The sequence below is a fragment of the Pseudomonas sp. MWU16-30322 genome (assembly GCF_020515535.1).
In the GTDB taxonomy this organism is placed as follows: domain Bacteria; phylum Pseudomonadota; class Gammaproteobacteria; order Pseudomonadales; family Pseudomonadaceae; genus Aquipseudomonas; species Aquipseudomonas fluorescens_H.
This window is the reverse complement of the sequence record NZ_JAIWYL010000006.1, coordinates 370280-388083: the sequence shown is the minus strand read 5'-3', so window position 1 is coordinate 388083 and position 17804 is coordinate 370280. Positions and strand designations below refer to the sequence as shown.

17 protein-coding genes and 1 pseudogene are annotated in these 17804 nt (G+C 60.8%); 9 read left to right on the top strand and 9 right to left on the bottom strand.

Annotated elements, in window-relative coordinates; genetic code table 11:
- Nucleotides 1–62 precede the first annotated feature (62 nt).
- The 3 genes from LCH64_RS15165 to tldD are packed head-to-tail and all read left to right on the top strand — an operon-like array spanning nt 63 to nt 6232.
- Entirely contained in the window at nt 63–3866 is a 3804-nt protein-coding gene (locus tag LCH64_RS15165) for a YhdP family protein (protein WP_226500645.1), read from the top strand.
- A gap of 58 nt (nt 3867–3924) precedes the next feature.
- Nucleotides 3925–4785: a carbon-nitrogen hydrolase family protein gene (locus LCH64_RS15160; protein ID WP_003221670.1), complete on the top strand. Its 861-nt coding sequence runs from the start codon at nt 3925–3927 to the stop codon at nt 4783–4785.
- 4 nt (nt 4786–4789) lie between these two features.
- Complete coding sequence (gene tldD / locus LCH64_RS15155) at nt 4790–6232, top strand: metalloprotease TldD (RefSeq protein WP_007961588.1); 1443 nt, start codon at nt 4790–4792, stop codon at nt 6230–6232.
- 51 nt (nt 6233–6283) lie between these two features.
- Here tldD and yjgA read toward each other — a convergent pair whose 3' ends face one another.
- Nucleotides 6284–6808 (bottom strand): ribosome biogenesis factor YjgA, encoded by a 525-nt coding sequence (gene yjgA, locus LCH64_RS15150; protein ID WP_003221672.1) that lies wholly within the window; start codon nt 6806–6808, stop codon nt 6284–6286.
- A 102-nt stretch (nt 6809–6910) separates the two neighbouring features.
- On the opposite strand from yjgA, the gene pmbA reads away from it, so the two are divergent.
- The 6 genes and pseudogenes from pmbA (at nt 6911) to LCH64_RS15125 (ending at nt 12247) form a co-directional block, all read left to right on the top strand.
- Complete coding sequence (gene pmbA / locus LCH64_RS15145) at nt 6911–8263, top strand: metalloprotease PmbA (protein ID WP_226500644.1); 1353 nt, start codon at nt 6911–6913, stop codon at nt 8261–8263.
- A gap of 248 nt (nt 8264–8511) precedes the next feature.
- Nucleotides 8512–8919, top strand: coding sequence for a FagA protein (locus LCH64_RS15140; protein WP_226500643.1), 408 nt, complete (start codon nt 8512–8514; stop codon nt 8917–8919).
- Nucleotides 8900–10276 (top strand): class II fumarate hydratase, encoded by a 1377-nt coding sequence (locus LCH64_RS15135; protein WP_226500642.1) that lies wholly within the window; start codon nt 8900–8902, stop codon nt 10274–10276. Before LCH64_RS15140 ends, LCH64_RS15135 begins: the two co-directional genes overlap by 20 nt.
- A 27-nt stretch (nt 10277–10303) precedes the next feature.
- A pseudogene (locus tag LCH64_RS28270) lies at nt 10304–10684 on the top strand (hypothetical protein); the annotation flags it as partial.
- Between the two features lie 27 nt (nt 10685–10711).
- A complete protein-coding gene (locus LCH64_RS15130; RefSeq protein ID WP_103521622.1) occupies nt 10712–11323 on the top strand; it encodes a superoxide dismutase in 612 nt (203 codons plus the stop codon).
- A 30-nt stretch (nt 11324–11353) separates the two neighbouring features.
- On the top strand, nt 11354–12247 hold the full coding sequence (locus tag LCH64_RS15125; RefSeq protein ID WP_226500641.1) for a ZIP family metal transporter: 894 nt from the start codon (nt 11354–11356) through the stop codon (nt 12245–12247).
- Nucleotides 12248–12284: 37 nt separating this feature from the next.
- Here the strand turns inward: LCH64_RS15125 and LCH64_RS15120 are convergent, their stop codons facing one another.
- The 8 genes from LCH64_RS15120 to lptC all read right to left on the bottom strand — a co-directional run bounded on the left by LCH64_RS15120 (nt 12285) and on the right by lptC (nt 17804).
- On the bottom strand, nt 12285–12560 hold the full coding sequence (locus LCH64_RS15120) for an HPr family phosphocarrier protein (RefSeq protein ID WP_226500640.1): 276 nt from the start codon (nt 12558–12560) through the stop codon (nt 12285–12287).
- 15 nt (nt 12561–12575) lie between these two features.
- Nucleotides 12576–13433, bottom strand: coding sequence for an RNase adapter RapZ (gene rapZ / locus LCH64_RS15115; protein WP_226500639.1), 858 nt, complete (start codon nt 13431–13433; stop codon nt 12576–12578).
- Between the two features lie 2 nt (nt 13434–13435).
- Nucleotides 13436–13900, bottom strand: coding sequence for a PTS IIA-like nitrogen regulatory protein PtsN (gene ptsN, locus LCH64_RS15110; RefSeq protein ID WP_003221688.1), 465 nt, complete (start codon nt 13898–13900; stop codon nt 13436–13438).
- A gap of 12 nt (nt 13901–13912) precedes the next feature.
- A complete protein-coding gene (gene raiA, locus LCH64_RS15105; protein WP_003221690.1) occupies nt 13913–14221 on the bottom strand; it encodes a ribosome-associated translation inhibitor RaiA in 309 nt (102 codons plus the stop codon).
- Between the two features lie 73 nt (nt 14222–14294).
- The gene (locus LCH64_RS15100) at nt 14295–15788 is read right to left on the bottom strand and encodes an RNA polymerase factor sigma-54 (protein WP_045122294.1); all 1494 of its coding nucleotides are present in this window, start codon (nt 15786–15788) and stop codon (nt 14295–14297) included.
- Nucleotides 15789–15974: 186 nt separating this feature from the next.
- Nucleotides 15975–16700, bottom strand: a complete 726-nt coding sequence (lptB, locus tag LCH64_RS15095; protein WP_003221693.1) for an LPS export ABC transporter ATP-binding protein — start codon at nt 16698–16700, stop codon at nt 15975–15977.
- Complete coding sequence (gene lptA, locus LCH64_RS15090) at nt 16700–17245, bottom strand: lipopolysaccharide transport periplasmic protein LptA (RefSeq protein WP_103485943.1); 546 nt, start codon at nt 17243–17245, stop codon at nt 16700–16702. The genes lptB and lptA overlap by 1 nt, the downstream gene beginning before the upstream one ends.
- Nucleotides 17232–17804: an LPS export ABC transporter periplasmic protein LptC gene (gene lptC, locus LCH64_RS15085; RefSeq protein ID WP_103485944.1), complete on the bottom strand. Its 573-nt coding sequence runs from the start codon at nt 17802–17804 to the stop codon at nt 17232–17234. The genes lptA and lptC overlap by 14 nt, the downstream gene beginning before the upstream one ends.

Below are 17804 nucleotides of genomic sequence, written 5' to 3'. Positions count from 1 at the left end.
ATTTAATCCACAACGGCTGGCCTCAGCTTTTAGTAGTTTTATTGCCATGGGAGCCAACTGACATGGAGCGTCTGACACGCATTTTGGCCGCACTGACCCGCTGGGGGCTGGGCCTGTGCGCGTTGGTTCTGGTGCTGATGGCGTTGTACGTCAGCCTCGGTCGGGAACTGACGCCGCTGGTGGCGGAATACCGCACCGATATCGAAGACAAGGCCACGGCCGCGCTCGGCATGCCATTGCAGATCGGCGAACTGGAGGGCAACTGGAGCGGATTCGCGCCGATTCTGCTGGCCCACGATGTGATGGTCGGTGACGGCGCCAATGCCTTGCGTCTGGATCGGGTGCGCGTGGTGCCTGATCTCTGGGCCAGTGTGCTGGCGCGCGAAGTACGCATCGCCCATCTGGAACTGAACGGCCTGAAGATCAGCGTCAAGCAAGCGCAGGACGGCACCTGGGCACTGGAAGGCCTGCCGGTGCAGAACGACCAGCCGCTTGATCCCGAACAATTGTTCAATCGCTCACAGATTATTCAGCAACTGTCGGTGCTCGATAGTCAGGTGACCGTGCAGCCGCTGGATCAGGCGCCGATGACCTTTACCTACGTCGGCCTCAATCTGAAAACCGGCAGCAGCCGTCAGCGTCTCGACGCCCGTCTGACCTTGCCCGACGGGCAGCCGGTGGCGATGAGCCTGCGTACGCGGATTCGCCCCTCTCAATTGCCCGACAGTTCGCTGGAGGGTTATGTCAGCCTGCCGCAAAGCGATTGGTCAAAGTGGCTGCCCGAGCGTTTGACCCAGCAGTGGAATTTTTCCCAGATCAAGGCCGGCGGCGAGCTGTGGGTGAACTGGAACGACGGCGCCCTGCAAAGCGCCGCCGTGCGTTTGAATGCGCCGCAGGTGACCGGCGCTTATGCCGAGCGCAAACCGATCAAGATCAGCAATCTGGCGCTCAACGGTTATTACCAGCGGGATGACGAGGGCGCGATCGTTACCCTCGATTCGTTGGCGATGAATGTCGGCGAGACCCGCTGGGAATCCCATGTGCAGCTCAAGCAGACGGTGGCCACCGATAAAGCCGATGAGCTGTGGCACTTGCAGGCCGACCGCCTTGATCTGACACCGCTCACGCCGTTGCTCAATGCGCTGGGGCCGTTGCCCGAAAGCGTCGCCACGGTCGTCGACCACCTGAAGGTGACGGGCGGACTGCGCAACGTGCTGCTGGATTTTCGTCCGAACGCCACCGACGGCTCGAAATTCGGCTTCGCTGCCAACCTCGATAATGTCGGTTTCGATGCCTATCACGGTGCCCCGGCGGCGCGAAACGTCAGTGGCAGCCTAAGCGGCAACCTCGACGGCGGTGAACTGCGCATGGACAGCAAGGATTTCGTCCTGCACCTCGACCCGATCTTCGCCAAGCCATGGCAATACATTCAGGCCAACGCCCGCTTGACCTGGAAACTCGACAAAGACGGTTTCACCCTGATCGCGCCTTACCTGAAAGTGCTGGGCGAAGAGGGCAAGATTGCCGGCGACTTCCTGATCCGCCTGCACTTCGACCATAGCCAGGAAGACTACATGGACCTGCGCGTCGGACTGGTCGATGGCGACGGTCGTTACACCGCCAAGTACCTGCCCGAAGTCTTGAGCCCGGCCCTCGACGAGTGGTTGCGTACGGCGATCCTCAAAGGCGCAGTGGACCAGGGGTTCTTCCAGTACCAGGGTTCGTTGAACAAGAACGCCAAGGATGTCGATCGCAGTATCAGCCTGTTCTTCAAGGTGCATGACGCCGAACTGGCGTTCCAGCCGGGCTGGCCGCATGTGAGCAAGGTCAGCGGCGACGTGTTCATCGAGGACAGCGGCGTGCGCATCGTGGCCGACAAAGGCCAGTTGCTCGACACGCAGGTCAGTGACGTCTTCGTCAACATTCCCCATGTGCAGGCCGGACAACATACCCATCTGTTCCTCGACGGCGGTTTTTCCGGTGGGCTGGGCGACGGACTGAAAATCCTGCAGACCGCGCCGATCGGCACCGGCGAAACCTTTGCCGGCTGGGAAGGCGAGGGCGATCTGCAGGGCAAGGTCAAACTCGATATTCCGCTGGAAAAGGGTGATCAGCCGAAGATTGTCGTCGACTTCAAGACTGCCAATGCGCGTCTGAAACTGGCGGAGCCGAAGCTTGAACTGAGCCAGCTCAAAGGCGATTTCCGTTTTGACAGCGCGAAGGGGCTGAGCGGGCAGAACATCGCGGCGCAGGCGTTCGACAAGCCAGTCACCGCGCAGATTTTTGCCGATGGCAGCGCCAACAAGATCAAGACCCGGGTTGCGGCCTCCGGGCAGGTCGAGGTGAAAAAACTCACTGACTGGCTGGGCGTGACTCAGCCGTTGCCGGTGTCCGGGACCATTCCCTATCAGTTGCAGGTCAACCTGGACGGCAGCGACAGCCAGCTGACGGTCAGCTCCAACATGAAAGGTGTGGCGGTGGATCTGCCGGCACCGTTCGGCATGTCGGCCCAGCAGGGCCGGGACACGGTATTCCGCATGACCCTGCAAGGTCCGGAGCGGCGCTACTGGGTCAGCTACGATCAGCTGGCCAGTTTCACTTTCGCGGCGCCACCGAGCAATTTCGCCGATGGCCGCGGCGAATTGTTCCTCGGTACGGGCGATGCGGTTCTGCCGGAGGCCAAGGGTTTGCGCATTCGTGGTGTGCTGTCGGAGCTGGACGTCGCACCGTGGCAGGATCTGGTCAGCAAATACGCCGGCAATGACCCGGGTGGCAGCGCCAAGCAACTGCTCAACAGTGCCGACTTCAAGGTCGGCAAGCTCACCGCTTTTGGCACCACGCTCGATCAGGCGGCAGTGCAGGTCAACCGCAAACCGTGGGCCTGGAATCTGTCGCTCGACAGCCAGCAGGCCAAGGGCTCGGCCAGCCTGCCTGATGCCAAGGGCGCACCGATTGGGGTCAATCTGCAATACGTGCGCCTGCCGGCGCCGGATCCGACGGTGCAGGCTGACGAGAACTCGCCCGACCCGCTGGTTTCGGTCGACCCGACGAAGATTCCTGCGCTGGATATCACCATCAATCAGTTGTACCTCGGCCCGGATCTAGTGGGCGGCTGGTCGCTCAAGGTGCGGCCAACGGCCAAAGGCATTGCCCTGAACAATATGGACATGGGCCTCAAGGGCATCCTGTTGCAGGGTAATGGTGGCTGGGAAGGTACACCGGGGGCGACCAACAGTTGGTTCAAGGGCCGGATCAGCGGCAAGAACCTCGCCGATGTGCTCAAGGGCTGGGGCTTTGCACCGAGCGTGACCAGTGAAGAGTTTCACATGGACGTCGATGGCCGCTGGCCCGGTTCGCCGGCATGGCTGGCGACCAAGCGTTTCTCGGGCACGCTGGATGCCTCGCTCAATAAAGGTCAGTTCGTTGAAGTGGAGGGCGGCGCGCAGGCGTTGCGGGTGTTCGGTCTGCTCAACTTCAACTCCATCGGCCGCCGCCTGCGTCTGGATTTCTCCGACTTGTTCGGCAAGGGCCTGAGCTACGACCGGGTCAAGGGCCTGCTGGTGGCCAACGCCGGTGTCTATGACACTCGCGAGCCGATTCGCCTGACCGGGCCGTCGAGCAATCTGGAACTCAACGGTACGCTGGATCTGGTGCGTGAGCAGGTCGATGCGAAATTGCTGGTGACCTTGCCGGTGACCAACAACCTGCCGATTGCCGCGTTGATTGTCGGCGCGCCTGCGGTGGGCGGGGCGTTGTTCCTGATCGACAAGCTGATCGGTGACCGTGTGGCACGCTTCGCCAGCGTCAAGTACACCGTCAAAGGCCCGTGGAAAGAACCGAAAATCACCTTCGACAAGCCTTTTTGAACAGCCATATCCCAAGCCTATGGAGTAGCATGGCCGCATACCTGTTGCGGAGCGCGCCATGTCTTTAGCGGTGATTCAAATGGTCAGCCAGAGTGATGTGCTGGCCAATCTGGCGCAGGCTCGACGCCTGCTCGAACAGGCCGCGGCCGGCGGCGCGAAGCTGGCGGTGCTGCCGGAAAACTTCGCTGCCATGGGCCGTCGCGATATCGCCGACATCGGCCGCGCCGAAGCGCTCGGCGAAGGACCGATCCTGCCGTGGTTGAAACAGACCGCCCGTGACCTCAAGTTATGGATCGTGGCCGGTACCTTGCCGTTGCCGCCGCTCGGGCAACCGCAGGCCAAGTCCCACGCCTGTTCGCTGCTGGTCAACGATCAGGGTGAAACCGTCGCGCGGTATGACAAGCTGCACCTGTTCGATGTCGATGTGGCGGACAATCGCGGGCGGTATCGCGAATCCGATGACTATGCTTATGGCAGTGGCGTGGTGGTGGCGGACACGCCGGTCGGCCGCGTCGGTCTTAGCGTGTGTTACGACTTGCGCTTCCCGGAGCTGTACAGTGAACTGCGCGCCGCCGGTGCCGAGTTGATCACCGCTCCATCGGCCTTTACCGCGGTGACCGGTGCGGCGCATTGGGACGTGCTGATTCGCGCCCGGGCCATCGAGACCCAGTGTTATGTGTTGGCAGCAGCGCAGGGCGGAACCCATCCGGGGCCGCGGGAAACCTTCGGTCATGCGGCGATTGTCGACCCGTGGGGCCGTGTGCTGGCGCATCAGGATCAAGGCGAAGCGGTGCTGTTGGCCGAACGCGACAGTGATGAACAAGCGTCCATCAGGGCGCGAATGCCGGTGACGAGTCATCGGCGGTTTTTCTCGCAGGGCGCACAGCGGCCTGCTTCAGAACATGAATTTAAGGCGTAAACCTATGAGCGAGTTGTTGTCCTCAGTCAGTGATCACCTGTTGGCGCCCGGCGGCGTGACGATCGAGAGCCTGCAAGGCGTGCTCGGCGATCTGGCAGGCCCGGGCATCGATGCTGCCGACCTGTATTTCCAGGGTCAGATCTCCGAGTCGTGGTCGCTGGAAGACGGCATCGTCAAGGAAGGCAGCTTCAACCTCGATCAGGGTGTTGGCGTGCGTGCGCAGTCCGGTGAGAAGACCGGTTTTGCCTACAGCAACGCGATCACCCTTGAAGCGCTGGGCGCTGCGGCTCGTGCCGCGCGTTCGATCTCCCGCGCCGGGCAGAACGGCACGGTGCAGGCGTTCAGCACTCAGGATGTCGCGCAGCTGTATGCGCCGGACAATCCGCTGGAAGTGTTGAGCCGCGCCGAGAAAGTCGAGCTGCTCAAGCGCATCGACGTCGCTACGCGCGCCCTCGACCCACGGATTCAGCAGGTCAGCGTGAGCATGGCCGGGGTCTGGGAGCGGATTCTGGTAGCGTCCACCGACGGAGGCCTGGCCGCTGATGTGCGACCGCTGGTGCGTTTCAACGTCAGCGTGATCGTCGAGCAGAATGGCCGTCGCGAGCGCGGCGGGCATGGCGGCGGCGGGCGTACCGACTACCGTTATTTCCTCGCCGAAGACCGTGCCATGGGTTATGCCCGTGAAGCGCTGCGTCAGGCCCTGGTGAACCTCGAAGCGATTCCGGCACCGGCCGGCACCTTGCCTGTCGTCCTCGGTTCGGGCTGGTCCGGCGTGCTCCTGCACGAAGCGGTCGGCCACGGTCTGGAAGGCGACTTCAACCGCAAGGGCAGTTCGGCCTACAGCGGGCGGATGGGCGAAATGGTCGCTTCCAAGCTCTGCACTATTGTCGATGACGGCACGTTGAGCGGTCGTCGCGGTTCGCTGAGCGTCGACGACGAAGGCACCCCGACCGAGTGCACCACGCTGATCGAAAACGGCGTGCTCAAGGGCTATATGCAGGACAAGCTCAATGCGCGCCTGATGGGCGTGGCCCGTACCGGTAACGGTCGTCGCGAGTCTTATGCACATTTACCGATGCCGCGCATGACCAACACCTACATGTTGGGCGGCGAGAGCGATCCGGCGGAAATCATCGCGTCGGTGAAGAAAGGCATCTACTGCGCCAACCTTGGCGGCGGTCAGGTCGACATCACCAGTGGCAAGTTCGTGTTCTCCACCAGCGAGGCGTACCTGATCGAGGACGGCAAGATCACTGCGCCGGTCAAGGGCGCGACGTTGATCGGCAACGGTCCCGAGGCGATGAGCCGGGTGTCGATGGTCGGTAACGATCTGGCGCTGGACAGCGGTGTGGGCACGTGCGGCAAGGATGGGCAGTCGGTGCCGGTGGGTGTCGGTCAGCCGACGCTGAAAATCGATGCGATCACCGTGGGTGGCACGGGCGCATAAGAAGAGGTGGAGCTTCGGGTGGCGCGCATTGCGGCCACCCGCTGACGACTATCAACGCAGGCCGCGTTGCGTATCGTCCAGCTCACGGATGTACTTGAAGATCTTGCGGCTGGAAGCAGGAGGTTTGTTTTGCGCAACCTCGTGCTGAGCCTGACGGATCAGGGAACGCAGTTGTTGGCGATCGGCGTCCGGGTACTCGACGACGAATTTCTCCAGCACGGCATCGTCACCGGCGATCAGGCGGTCACGCCAGCGTTCGAGGTTGTGGAAACGCTCGTTGTACTGACGGGTGGAGGCATCGAGTTGATCGAGCAGTACCAGAATCGCGTCAGTGTCCTGATCGCGCATCAGTTTGCCGATGAACTGCAGGTGCCGTTTACGCGCGATGTTCGCGGTGTGCTTGGGCGCATCGGCCAGGGCCCGGCGCAAAGCGTCGGTCAATGGCAGTTTTGCCTGCAAGTCGGGCTTGAGTGTTGTAAGGCGCTCGCCAAGGTCAACCAGAGCATGCAGCTCGCGTTTGACCTGAGATTTGCTTTTTTCTCCCGTATCGAGGGAGTCGTCGTAAGAATCAACCATGGTGGCAGTCCGCAAAGAAACGCCGCCATGATAACCAGTCGGGGGCCGCTTGTCCGGCCCGGTCGCTCGATGACCCCAGCCGAAAGCAGAATTTGAGTGGAGATGAGCATGAGTGCAGTTCAAAGCGTCGGCCCGCAGGCATTGCCGGCACTGCAGGAACAGGTCGAGCAGATCATCGCCGAAGCCAAGCGTCAGGGCGCCAGCGCCTGCGAAGTCGCGGTGTCGCTGGAGCAGGGTTTGTCGACGTCGGTGCGCCAGCGTGAGGTCGAGACGGTCGAGTTCAATCGCGATCAGGGTTTTGGCATCACCTTGTATGTTGGCCAGCGCAAAGGCTCGGCCAGCACTTCCGCCACCGGCCCTGACGCGATTCGCGAAACCGTTGCCGCTGCACTGGCCATCGCCAGACACACCTCTGAAGACGAAGCTTCGGGCCTCGCCGATGCGGCGCTGATGGCCAGGGATCAGCAGGATTTCGATCTGTTTCACGAGTGGGACATCACCCCCGAGCAGGCCATCGAGAAGGCGCTGATCTGTGAAGCCGCCGCGTTCGACGCCGATGCGCGGATCAAGAACGCCGACGGCACCACCCTCAGCACGCATCAGGGCTGCCGTGTGTATGGCAACAGCCACGGTTTCATCGGCGGTTACGCGTCGACCCGGCACAGCCTGAGCTGCGTGATGATCGCCGAAGCCGATGGCCAGATGCAGCGCGATTACTGGTATGACGTGAACCGTCAGGGCAGCTTGCTGGCGGATCCGGTGAGTATCGGCCAGCGTGCCGCGCAACGCGCCGCGAGCCGTCTGGGCGCGCGTCCGGTGCCGACCTGCGAAGTGCCGGTGCTGTTTTCCGCCGAGCTGGCGGGCGGGTTGTTCGGCAGTTTCCTGTCGGCGGTGTCCGGCGGCAGCCTGTACCGCAAATCGTCGTTTCTCGAAGGCACTTTGGGGCAGAAGCTGTTTCCGGAATGGCTGACCATCGACGAGCGTCCGCACCTGATGCGCGCCATGGGCAGTGCGTCCTACGACGGCGATGGTCTGGCCACTTACGCCAAGCCGTTCGTCGAGAAGGGCGAACTGGTGTCGTACATCCTCGGCACGTACTCCGGGCGCAAACTCGGCATGCCGAGCACCGCCAACGCGGGTGGCGTGCACAACCTGTTCGTCACTCACGGTGACGAAGACCAGGCGGCGCTGTTGAAGCGCATGGGCCGTGGGTTGTTGGTCACCGAATTGATGGGCCATGGCTTGAACATGGTCACCGGCGATTATTCGCGCGGGGCGGCGGGTTTCTGGGTCGAAAACGGCGAAATCCAGTTCGCGGTGCAGGAAGTGACCATCGCTGGCAATATGCGCGACATGTTCAAGCAGATCGTCGCAGTCGGTAATGATCTGGAACTGCGCAGCAATATTCGTACGGGCTCGGTGCTGATCGAGCGGATGACTGTCGCGGGCAGTTAAGCCCCAGCGGTCAGACAAGAAAGGCGCGCCACCTCATCGGTGGCGCGCCTTTTTTCTTGGCCCCACACAAAACCCTGTGGGAGCGAGCCTGCTCGCGAAAGCGATTTCACAGCCGACCGCAGCGGCGATTGACACGACGCCTTCGCGAGCAGGCTCGCTCCCGCAATGGAGTCTGTGTATCAAGTACTCTTGTTTTGGTTCTCATTATCATCTAATAATGAATCTCATCTCCGAACGAGTCCCGGATCATGAGTTCTGCCTTGCATGAGCAGCCGTACCTCGAAAGCTGGCGCTGGATGAGTCGCCAGATCCGTTGCGCGATGGATCCTGACGAACCGCGCCTGATCGAACATTACCTGGCCGAAGGCCGTTATCTGGCCTGCTGTACGGCGACTTCCCCGTGGACCATCGCTGAAACCTCCTTCCGTCTGCTGCTCGACACAGCCACCGACATCGCGTTGCCGTGGCACTGGCGCAGCCTGTGTCTCGATCAAGCCTGGCGCCCGCTGCGTGAAATGGAGCGCCTGTCGCTGTGCAACTGCCGGCTCCAGCGCTGGCAGCGCTACACCTGGCAACTGGCGACCTGCGAGTTGCTTCCCTCGATTCCTCTCATTGAACCGGTGCAAGGATTTTCAGATGAACAAGACACGTATTGAGCGCGACAGCATGGGCGAATTGCAGGTGCCGGTGGACGCTCTCTACGGCGCGCAGACCCAGCGCGCAGTGGATAACTTCCCGATCAGCGGCCAATCGATGCCGAGGCAATTCATCCGTGCGCTGATCCTCGCCAAAGCCGCTGCCGCCCGGGCCAACGTCGAACTCAACCAGATCAGCGCCGCCCAGGGCAAAGCCATCAGCGATGCGGCCCAAGGCCTGCTCGAAGGCGACTTCATGCAGCATTTTCCGGTGGATATCTTCCAGACCGGCTCCGGCACCAGCTCCAACATGAACGCCAACGAAGTGATCGCGACCCTCGCCAGCCGTCTGCTCGACGAGCCGGTCAATCCGAACGATCACGTCAACTGCGGCCAAAGCAGCAACGACATCATTCCGACCACCATCCACGTCAGCGCTGCCCTGGCTTTGCATGAACAATTGCTGCCGGCGTTGCTGCACCTGGTGCAGGTGATCGAAAACAAAGCCGAACAGGTGCATCACCACGTCAAAACCGGTCGCACCCATTTGATGGACGCGATGCCGGTGCGCATGAGCCAGGTGCTCAATGGCTGGGCGCAACAGCTCAAGGCCAATATCGGTCACCTGCAGGATTTGCTGCCGAGCCTGCAATCGCTGGCACAGGGCGGTACGGCGGTGGGTACCGGGATCAATGCGCATCCTGAGTTCGCCGCACGTTTCAGCCGCCAACTGAGCCAGCTGACCCATGTGCAATTCACTCCGGGCAAGGATCTGTTCGCGCTGATCGGCTCGCAGGACACCGCCGTCGCCGTTTCCGGCCAGCTCAAGGCCACCGCGGTGTCGCTGATGAAAATCGCCAACGACCTGCGCTGGATGAACTCAGGGCCGCTTGCCGGTCTCGGCGAGATCGAGCTCGAAGGGCTGCAACCGGGTTCGTCGATCATGCCGGGCAAGGTCAACCCGGTGATCCCGGAAGCCACGGCGATGGTCGCCGCGCAAGTGATCGGCAACGACTCGGTGATCACCATCGCCGGCCAGTCGGGCAATTTCGAACTGAACGTGATGCTGCCGATCATCGCCCAGAACCTGCTCAGCAGCATCGAACTGCTGGCCAATGCCAGTCGTCTGCTCGGCGACAAGGCCATCGCCAGCTTCAAGGTCAATGAGTCGCGGCTCAAGGAAGCACTGTCGCGCAACCCGATTCTGGTTACCGCGCTCAACCCGATCATCGGCTATCAGAAGGCCGCCGAAATCGCCAAGCAGGCCTACAAACAGGGGCGTCCGGTGATCGACGTCGCGCTGGAACACACCGATCTGTCGCGCAGCCAACTGGAAGAGTTGCTCAACCCCGAGAAACTCACCGCCGGCGGCGTGTAAATCCCGCAACCGCTTTGGAGGCTCACCATGGAGCACTGGAAACGCACGATCGAACGGGCCAATCGCTGCTTCATGCTGGGCGAGCTGATTGATGCTCGTGAAGCTTATCTGCAAGCCCTGGCCCTGGCGCAAGTGCTGTTCGAGCGCTGGGCCGATGCCGACGAAGCGGTGGCGGCCTGCGTCATCTCCCACCACAACCTGGCGGATCTGCACCTGCGCCTGAATCAGCCGGAGGAGAGCGCCGAGTACCTCTGCGCGATTCATCAACGGCTGTTGCAAACCATGCAGGACGAGCGCCTGCGTCCGGCGCTGCGTGAAGCGGCGTTGCGCCAGAGCAGCAAGACCTACGTCGAACTGCTGAATTTCATCAGCGAGCACGGCGAATACCCGCGCACCCAGCGCCTGCTGCCTCACATCACCATGGAGTCCACTGAAATGGCTTTTACCTTGCCTGCCCTGCCGTACGCCTACGACGCCCTGGAACCGCACATTGATGCGCAAACCATGGAGATTCACTACACCAAGCACCACCAGACGTACATCAACAACCTCAATGCCGCCGTCGAAGGCACTGAGTACGCCGAGTGGCCGGTGGAAAAACTGGTCGCCAGCGTCCAGCAGTTGCCGGAAAAACTCCGCGCAGCGGTGATCAACCAGGGCGGCGGCCACGCCAACCATTCGCTGTTCTGGGAAGTCATGGTGCCCAATGGCGGTGGCAAGCCAGATGGCGCATTGGCCAAGGCGATCGATGAGCAACTGGGCGGCCTCGATAGTTTCAAGGACGCCTTCACCAAAGCCGCACTGACCCGTTTCGGCAGCGGCTGGGCCTGGCTCAGCGTCACTCCCGACAAGAAACTGATCGTGGAAAGCAGCGGTAATCAGGACAGCCCGCTGATGAATGGCAATACGCCGATTCTCGGTCTGGATGTCTGGGAGCACGCCTACTACCTGCGTTATCAGAACCGCCGTCCGGAATACATCAACGCGTTCTACAACGTGATCAATTGGCCTGAAGTCGCCGCGCGTTATCAGGCCGCACTGGTTTAAGCCATCTATAAAAACAATCCAGGGCTGACTATGGGCACTGAAACACTGTCGATTGGCGGTGGGCGCATGTTTCGTTACGCGGTCGGGTCGCTGTTGCTGCTGGCGGGCATGACTCTGCTTGCGGCGCACGGCCTGGAATGGCTGGATCTGCAGCCGAAGCTGTCGCGGGCCTTGCAGGGTGGGGCGATCTGCGCGCTCGGCACGGCGCTCGGCGCGGTGCCGGTGTTGGTGATCCGGCGCATGCCGCAGATGCTCAGCGATACGCTGCTGGGTTTCGGCGCCGGCGTGATGCTGGCAGCGACTGCGTTTTCGCTGATCGTGCCGGGCATTGGTGCCGCCGAAACTCTGGGCCTGACACCGTGGGCAGCCAGCGGGCTGATCTGCTTCGGCATCATGCTCGGTGCATTCGGCTTGTATCTGGTGGACCTGAAATTGTCCGGCGCCTCACCGGAAATGCTCGTCGGTACCCCTGAGCGCCCGGTGATTGCGCCGCGGATCTGGCTGTTCGTCTTCGCCATCATTGCCCACAACATCCCGGAAGGCATGGCGGTGGGTGTCTCTGCAGGTGGTGGCATGCCGGATGCCGACAGTCTGGCGATGGGCATTGCCTTGCAGGATGTGCCAGAGGGATTGGTGATTGCGCTGGTGCTGGCCGGGGCGGGGATGTCGCGGGCCAGGGCGTTCTTGATCGGGGCGGCTTCAGGGCTGGTCGAGCCAGTGTTTGCGCTGCTCTGTGCGTGGCTGGTCAGTCTGGCGGAGCTGTTGTTGCCGTTGGGGCTGGCGCTGGCGGCGGGGGCGATGTTGCTGGTGGTGACGCATGAAGTGATCCCCGAGTCGCGACGCAATGGTCATGACAAGCTGGCCAGTCTTGGCTTGCTGATCGGGTTCTGTCTGATGATGGTGATGGATACGGCGCTGGGCTGATTGGCAGAGAGGGAGCAAGCTCCCCCTCCATGCAGGATCAACCACCTTCATCGAAGTAGTTGTTGATCAATGCCACCAGCGCATCCAGCGCTTCCTGCTCCTGATGGCCTTCGGTACTCAGATAGATCTTGGTGCCTTTGCCGGCGGCCAGCATCATCATCGCCATGATGCTTTTGCCATCGACCGTGGTTTCGGGTGTACGCCCCACTCTGATCGTGCAATCCGGGAACTTGCCCGCTACCCCGACGAATTTGGCCGACGCTCGGGCATGCAGGCCCAGCTTATTGATGATTTCGATTTCCAGAGCAGGCATCGCGGTGTGAATCCTTTAAGTGAGGTCGCGGTGGCGAACCTGGACGTTCTTCAGGGTTTTCTGCAGGGCCTGACCCAGGCGTTCGGTCAGGTAAACGGAGCGGTGATGCCCGCCAGTGCAGCCAATGGCAATGGTGACGTAGGCGCGGTTGCTCGCGGCAAAACGCGGCAGCCATTTATTCAGGTAGCCGTAGATGTCTTGAAACATCTCGTCAACCTCCGGCTGCGCCGCCAGATATTCGGCGACCGGTGCATCGAGACCGGATTGTGCGCGCAATTCAGGCTTCCAGTACGGATTGGGCAGGCAGCGCACGTCGAACACCAGATCCGCATCCACCGGCATGCCGCGCTTGAAGCCGAACGACTCGACCAGGAAGGCCGTGCCCGGCTCCGGCTGGTTCAGCAGGCGTAGCTTGATGGTGTCGCGCAACTGGTACAGGTTCAGATTGGTGGTGTTGACCTTGAGGTCGGCCAAGTCGGCAATCGGCCCGAGCAGGGCGGTTTCGTCGTTGATCGCTTCGGCCAGCGAGCGGTTGGCCGTGCTCAGCGGGTGACGACGGCGGGTTTCCGAAAAGCGCTTGAGCAGGGTTTCTTCGTCGGCATCCAGATACAGCACATCGCACTGGATGTGCCGGGCGCGGACTTCTTCCAGCAACTCGGGGAAACGCGACAGGTGGCTCGGCAGGTTGCGCGCATCAATCGACACCGCCACCAGCGGCTGGGCCAGTTCGGTGTGGATCAGCGCACGTTCGGCCAGTTCCGGCAGCAGACCGGCCGGCAGGTTGTCGATGCAGTAGTAGCCGTTGTCCTCAAGGACATCCAGGGCAGTGCTTTTACCCGAGCCGGAGCGGCCGCTGACGATGATCAAGCGCATGATTAATGCCCGTTTTGCTCGCTCAGGACGACCTGATACAAGGCTTCGTTACTCGGTGCGCTGCGCAGTTTTTCGCGCACTTCCTTGCGATCAAGCATGCTGGCGATCTGGCGCAGTAATTCCAGGTGGGCATCGGTGGCAGCTTCCGGGACCAGCAGGACAAACAGCAGGTCAACCGGCGCACCGTCGATGGCATCGAAATCGATAGGCGCATCAAGGTGCATCAAAGCGCTGACAGGCGCTTCACAGCCTTTGAGGCGACAGTGGGGAATGGCGATGCCGTTGCCGAAACCGGTGGAGCCGAGTTTCTCACGGGCGATCAGCGCCTCGAAGACATCTTGCATCTCCAGACCCGGCACTTCGCGGGCGATCAGGTTGGCAATCTGTTCGAGGGCTTTCTTTTTACTGCCGCCCGGCACGTTCACCAGGGAACGGCCGGGGGTCAGGATACTTTCAAGTCGGATCATGGGTTGGGGGTGTTAACGACCTGTCGCGCCCTGGAGGAGGCTCTGGGTCTTTTCCTTATGCTTTTTGAGTTGGCGATCCAGCTTGTCGGTCAGTGCGTCGATCGCAGCATACATGTCGGTATCTTCTGCGTTGGCGACCACTTCGCTGCCGGGAATATGCAAGGTGGCTTCGATTTTCTGCTTCAGCTTTTCGACGCACATCGTGACCTGCACGTTGGTGATCTTGTCGAAATGGCGCTCCAGTCGTTGGAGTTTTTCCTCGATATAGGAACGCAGAGGTTGGGTCACTTCCAGTTGGTGTCCACTGATGTTGACTTGCATACAGCTTCTCCTTCGTTGCCAGTGCATAAAGCGGCAGGCCGAAGAGCCTGCCACTGGAACGCTGTAACGTGGCTTACATCAACCGCTTGCGTTCGCTCGAAGGCGCGATCCCGAGGGATTCGCGGTACTTGGCGACGGTGCGGCGAGCCACCTGAATGCCTTGTGCCTCCAGTAAACCAGCGATCTTGCTGTCACTCAACGGCTTTTTCTGATTTTCCGCCGCAACCAGTTTCTTGATGATCGCGCGAATCGCCGTGGACGAGCATTCGCCGCCTTCGGAGGTGCTGACGTGGCTGGAGAAAAAGTATTTCAGTTCATAAATGCCCCGTGGGGTATGCATGAATTTCTGGGTAGTGACGCGGGAAATCGTCGATTCGTGCATACCAACCGCCTCGGCGATGTCGTGCAGGACCAACGGCTTCATGGCTTCGTCGCCGTACTCCAGGAAACCGCGCTGATGCTCGACGATCTGGGTCGCCACTTTCATCAGGGTTTCGTTGCGGCTTTGCAGGCTCTTGATGAACCAGCGCGCTTCCTGCAACTGATTGCGCATGAAAGTGTTGTCGGCGCTAGTGTCGGCGCGACGGACGAAACCGGCGTACTGTGCGTTGACCCGCAGACGGGGCACCGACTCCTGATTCAGCTCGACCAGCCAGCGTTCGTTGTCCTTGCGCACAATGACGTCCGGCACCACGTACTCGGCTTCAGTCGATTCGATCTGCGAGCCCGGGCGCGGATTCAGGCTCTGCACCAGTTCGATGACCTGACGCAGCTCATCTTCCTTGAGCTTCATACGCCGCATCAGCTGGCTGTAGTCGCGACTGCCGAGCAGATCGATGTAATCGCTGACCAGACGCTTGGCTTCGTTCAGCCACGGAGTCTTGGCCGGGAGCTGGCGCAGTTGCAGCAACAGGCATTCGCCGAGGTTGCGGGCGCCGATGCCGGCGGGTTCGAACTGCTGGATGCGGTGGAGGACGGCTTCGATCTCGTCCAGCTCGATGTCGAGTTCCGGATCAAAGGCGTCGAGAATTTCTTCGAGGGTTTCGTCGAGGTAGCCCTGATTGTTGATGCAATCGATCAGGGTCACGGCGATCAGGCGGTCGGTGTCGGACATCGGCGCCAGGTTCAATTGCCAGAGCAAATGGCTCTGCAGGCTTTCCCCGGCAGAGGTGCGGGTGGTGAAGTCCCACTCGTCGTCATCGCTGCTGGGCAGGCTGCTGGCGCTGGTCTGGTAGACATCTTCCCAGGCGGTGTCGACCGGCAGCTCGTTGGGAATGCGCTCGTTCCATTCACCTTCCTCCAGGTTGTCCACCGTCGGGGCGGTTTCCTGGTATGACGGTTCCTGAATGTCGGTGTTGGGCTTTTGTTCGGCGTTGTCGGCCAAAGGATCGGAGTTGTCGAAGTCGTCGCCTTCTTCCTGGCGTTCGAGCATCGGATTGGATTCCAGGGCCTCCTGGATTTCCTGTTGCAGGTCCAGGGTCGACAATTGGAGCAGGCGGATGGCCTGTTGCAGCTGCGGTGTCATCGTCAGCTGCTGGCCCATTCTCAAGACTAGCGATGGTTTCATGGCAGGGGCTTAACACCTTATTCGCCGGCGCGCATGCGCCATCCACTACAGGGCGCCGAAGCGCCAAACTTAAGCAAATTATATGCCTGAAACTGTCGTGTTTGCCTAGAGCGCTGTAACAATAAAAGCGTATAAAAGCCTGCTTCATCGATACAGCACCCGGAGGCTGGCCAAGTGCCTTGGTGCTTACAGGCGGAACTCGTGGCCCAGATACACTTCCTTCACCAGATCGTTGGCAAGGATGGTCGCAGCATCGCCTTCGGCAATCAGTTGACCGTCGTTGACGATGTAGGCGGTTTCGCAGATATCCAGAGTCTCACGCACGTTGTGGTCGGTGATCAGAACACCGATGCCCTTGGCCTTGAGGTGGTGGATGATCTGCTTGATGTCGCCGACCGAGATCGGGTCGACACCGGCGAACGGTTCGTCGAGCAGGATGAATTTCGGTGCGGTCGCCAGTGCGCGGGCGATTTCCACCCGGCGGCGTTCACCACCGGACAGGCTCATGCCGAGGTTGTCGCGGATGTGGCTGATGTGGAATTCCTGCAGCAGGCTTTCCAGTTCCTTGCGACGACCGGCCTTGTCGAGTTCCGCGCGGGTTTCGAGGATGGCCATGATGTTATCGGCCACCGACAGTTTGCGGAAGATCGACGCTTCTTGCGGCAGATAGCCGATACCGGCCTTGGCGCGGCCGTGCATCGGCTGATGGCTGACGTCCAGATCATCGATCAACACGCGGCCCTGATCGGCCTGCACCAGGCCGACGATCATATAGAAGCAGGTCGTCTTGCCGGCGCCGTTCGGGCCGAGCAGGCCAACGATCTGGCCACTGTCGATCGACAGGCTGACGTCGCGCACAACCTGGCGGCTTTTATAGGCCTTGGCCAGGTGTTGAGCTTTCAGAGTTGCCATTACTGGGTTTTCTCGTCGGTTTTCTTCTTCGGCTGGATCACCATGTCGATGCGCGGACGCGCCTCGGTGACTTTACTGCCGGTAGCGCGGCCGGCGCTGGCCAGTTTTTTCACCGTGTCATAGACGATTTTTTCGCCCTGAGTGGTGTTGTTGTCCTTGTCGACAACCTTGGCCTTGTCGATCAGCACGACGCGGTTTTGCGCAGCGTGGTACTGGATCGTCACGCCCCAGCCCTGTACAGGCTTGGTGTCGCCCTGGGTTTGCAGTTGCTCGAAGTAGGCAAGGTTGCCCACCGAGGTCACTACGTCGATATCGCCGGTAGGGGTACGGGTGATGGTCACCGTATTACCCTTAACGATCATCGAACCCTGGGTAATGATCACGTCACCTTTATAGGTGGCGATGCCGTTCTTGTCGTCCAGTTGGGCGTCGTCGGCCTGAATGCGGATAGGTTGCTGCTGATCGTTCGGCAGAGCCCAGGCGCTCACGCTTCCCAGTGCTGCGCCCAGACTGAGCAAAATAGGGAGGGTTTTAACGAGCCTCATACTGTCCTCTTACGTTCGATAGCAGGTGTATCCTGCTTTCCTTCAAATACGCCTTCATTCCCACGCCAGTCGATACACCGCCAGCGCCGTCGATTCTAACGGGTTGCGCGGTCTGCGCATATTGCTGCTGCGGGAACACTGTCATGCGTGTGCTGGTGATCAAGGTGTCGCGGTTCTTTTCGTCAGTACGCTTGACGCGTACGGAATCGATCAGTTCGACCTCGGTGCCGCCCGAATTCACTTCACCGCGCTCGCTGGTCACGTGCCACGGAAACTCGGTGCCGCGGAACATGTTCAGGTCGGGTTTGGTGACAAGCGTCACATCCGTCGCTTTCAGGTGCTCGGCCTTGTCCGACGTCATCTCGTATTGCAGCTTGCCGTCCGGGAGGTACTGAAAGGTGTGTGTATTGGTGGCGTACCAGTCGATGGCAGTGTCTTCGGCCTTGGCTGCAGGCTTGTCGAGGAAGCGTTCCGGACTGATATTCCAGTAGCCGACCGCTGCAAACATGGCAGCGATACAGCCGAACAGCAGGAAGTTGCGAAATTTTTTGCTAAACAT

Bases quoted from the DNA above. Each gene is read 5' to 3' on its own strand.
- LCH64_RS15165 (WP_226500645.1), top strand. From the start codon at position 63: ATGGAGCGTCTGACACGCATTTTGGCCGCACTGACCCGCTGGGGGCTG.
- LCH64_RS15160 (WP_003221670.1), top strand. From the start codon at position 3,925: ATGTCTTTAGCGGTGATTCAAATGGTCAGCCAGAGTGATGTGCTGGCC.
- tldD (WP_007961588.1), top strand. From the start codon at position 4,790: ATGAGCGAGTTGTTGTCCTCAGTCAGTGATCACCTGTTGGCGCCCGGC.
- yjgA (WP_003221672.1), bottom strand. From the start codon at position 6,808: ATGGTTGATTCTTACGACGACTCCCTCGATACGGGAGAAAAAAGCAAA.
- pmbA (WP_226500644.1), top strand. From the start codon at position 6,911: ATGAGCATGAGTGCAGTTCAAAGCGTCGGCCCGCAGGCATTGCCGGCA.
- LCH64_RS15140 (WP_226500643.1), top strand. From the start codon at position 8,512: ATGAGTTCTGCCTTGCATGAGCAGCCGTACCTCGAAAGCTGGCGCTGG.
- LCH64_RS15135 (WP_226500642.1), top strand. From the start codon at position 8,900: ATGAACAAGACACGTATTGAGCGCGACAGCATGGGCGAATTGCAGGTG.
- LCH64_RS15130 (WP_103521622.1), top strand. From the start codon at position 10,712: ATGGCTTTTACCTTGCCTGCCCTGCCGTACGCCTACGACGCCCTGGAA.
- LCH64_RS15125 (WP_226500641.1), top strand. From the start codon at position 11,354: ATGGGCACTGAAACACTGTCGATTGGCGGTGGGCGCATGTTTCGTTAC.
- LCH64_RS15120 (WP_226500640.1), bottom strand. From the start codon at position 12,560: ATGCCTGCTCTGGAAATCGAAATCATCAATAAGCTGGGCCTGCATGCC.
- rapZ (WP_226500639.1), bottom strand. From the start codon at position 13,433: ATGCGCTTGATCATCGTCAGCGGCCGCTCCGGCTCGGGTAAAAGCACT.
- ptsN (WP_003221688.1), bottom strand. From the start codon at position 13,900: ATGATCCGACTTGAAAGTATCCTGACCCCCGGCCGTTCCCTGGTGAAC.
- raiA (WP_003221690.1), bottom strand. From the start codon at position 14,221: ATGCAAGTCAACATCAGTGGACACCAACTGGAAGTGACCCAACCTCTG.
- LCH64_RS15100 (WP_045122294.1), bottom strand. From the start codon at position 15,788: ATGAAACCATCGCTAGTCTTGAGAATGGGCCAGCAGCTGACGATGACA.
- lptB (WP_003221693.1), bottom strand. From the start codon at position 16,700: ATGGCAACTCTGAAAGCTCAACACCTGGCCAAGGCCTATAAAAGCCGC.
- lptA (WP_103485943.1), bottom strand. From the start codon at position 17,245: ATGAGGCTCGTTAAAACCCTCCCTATTTTGCTCAGTCTGGGCGCAGCA.
- lptC (WP_103485944.1), bottom strand. From the start codon at position 17,804: ATGTTTAGCAAAAAATTTCGCAACTTCCTGCTGTTCGGCTGTATCGCT.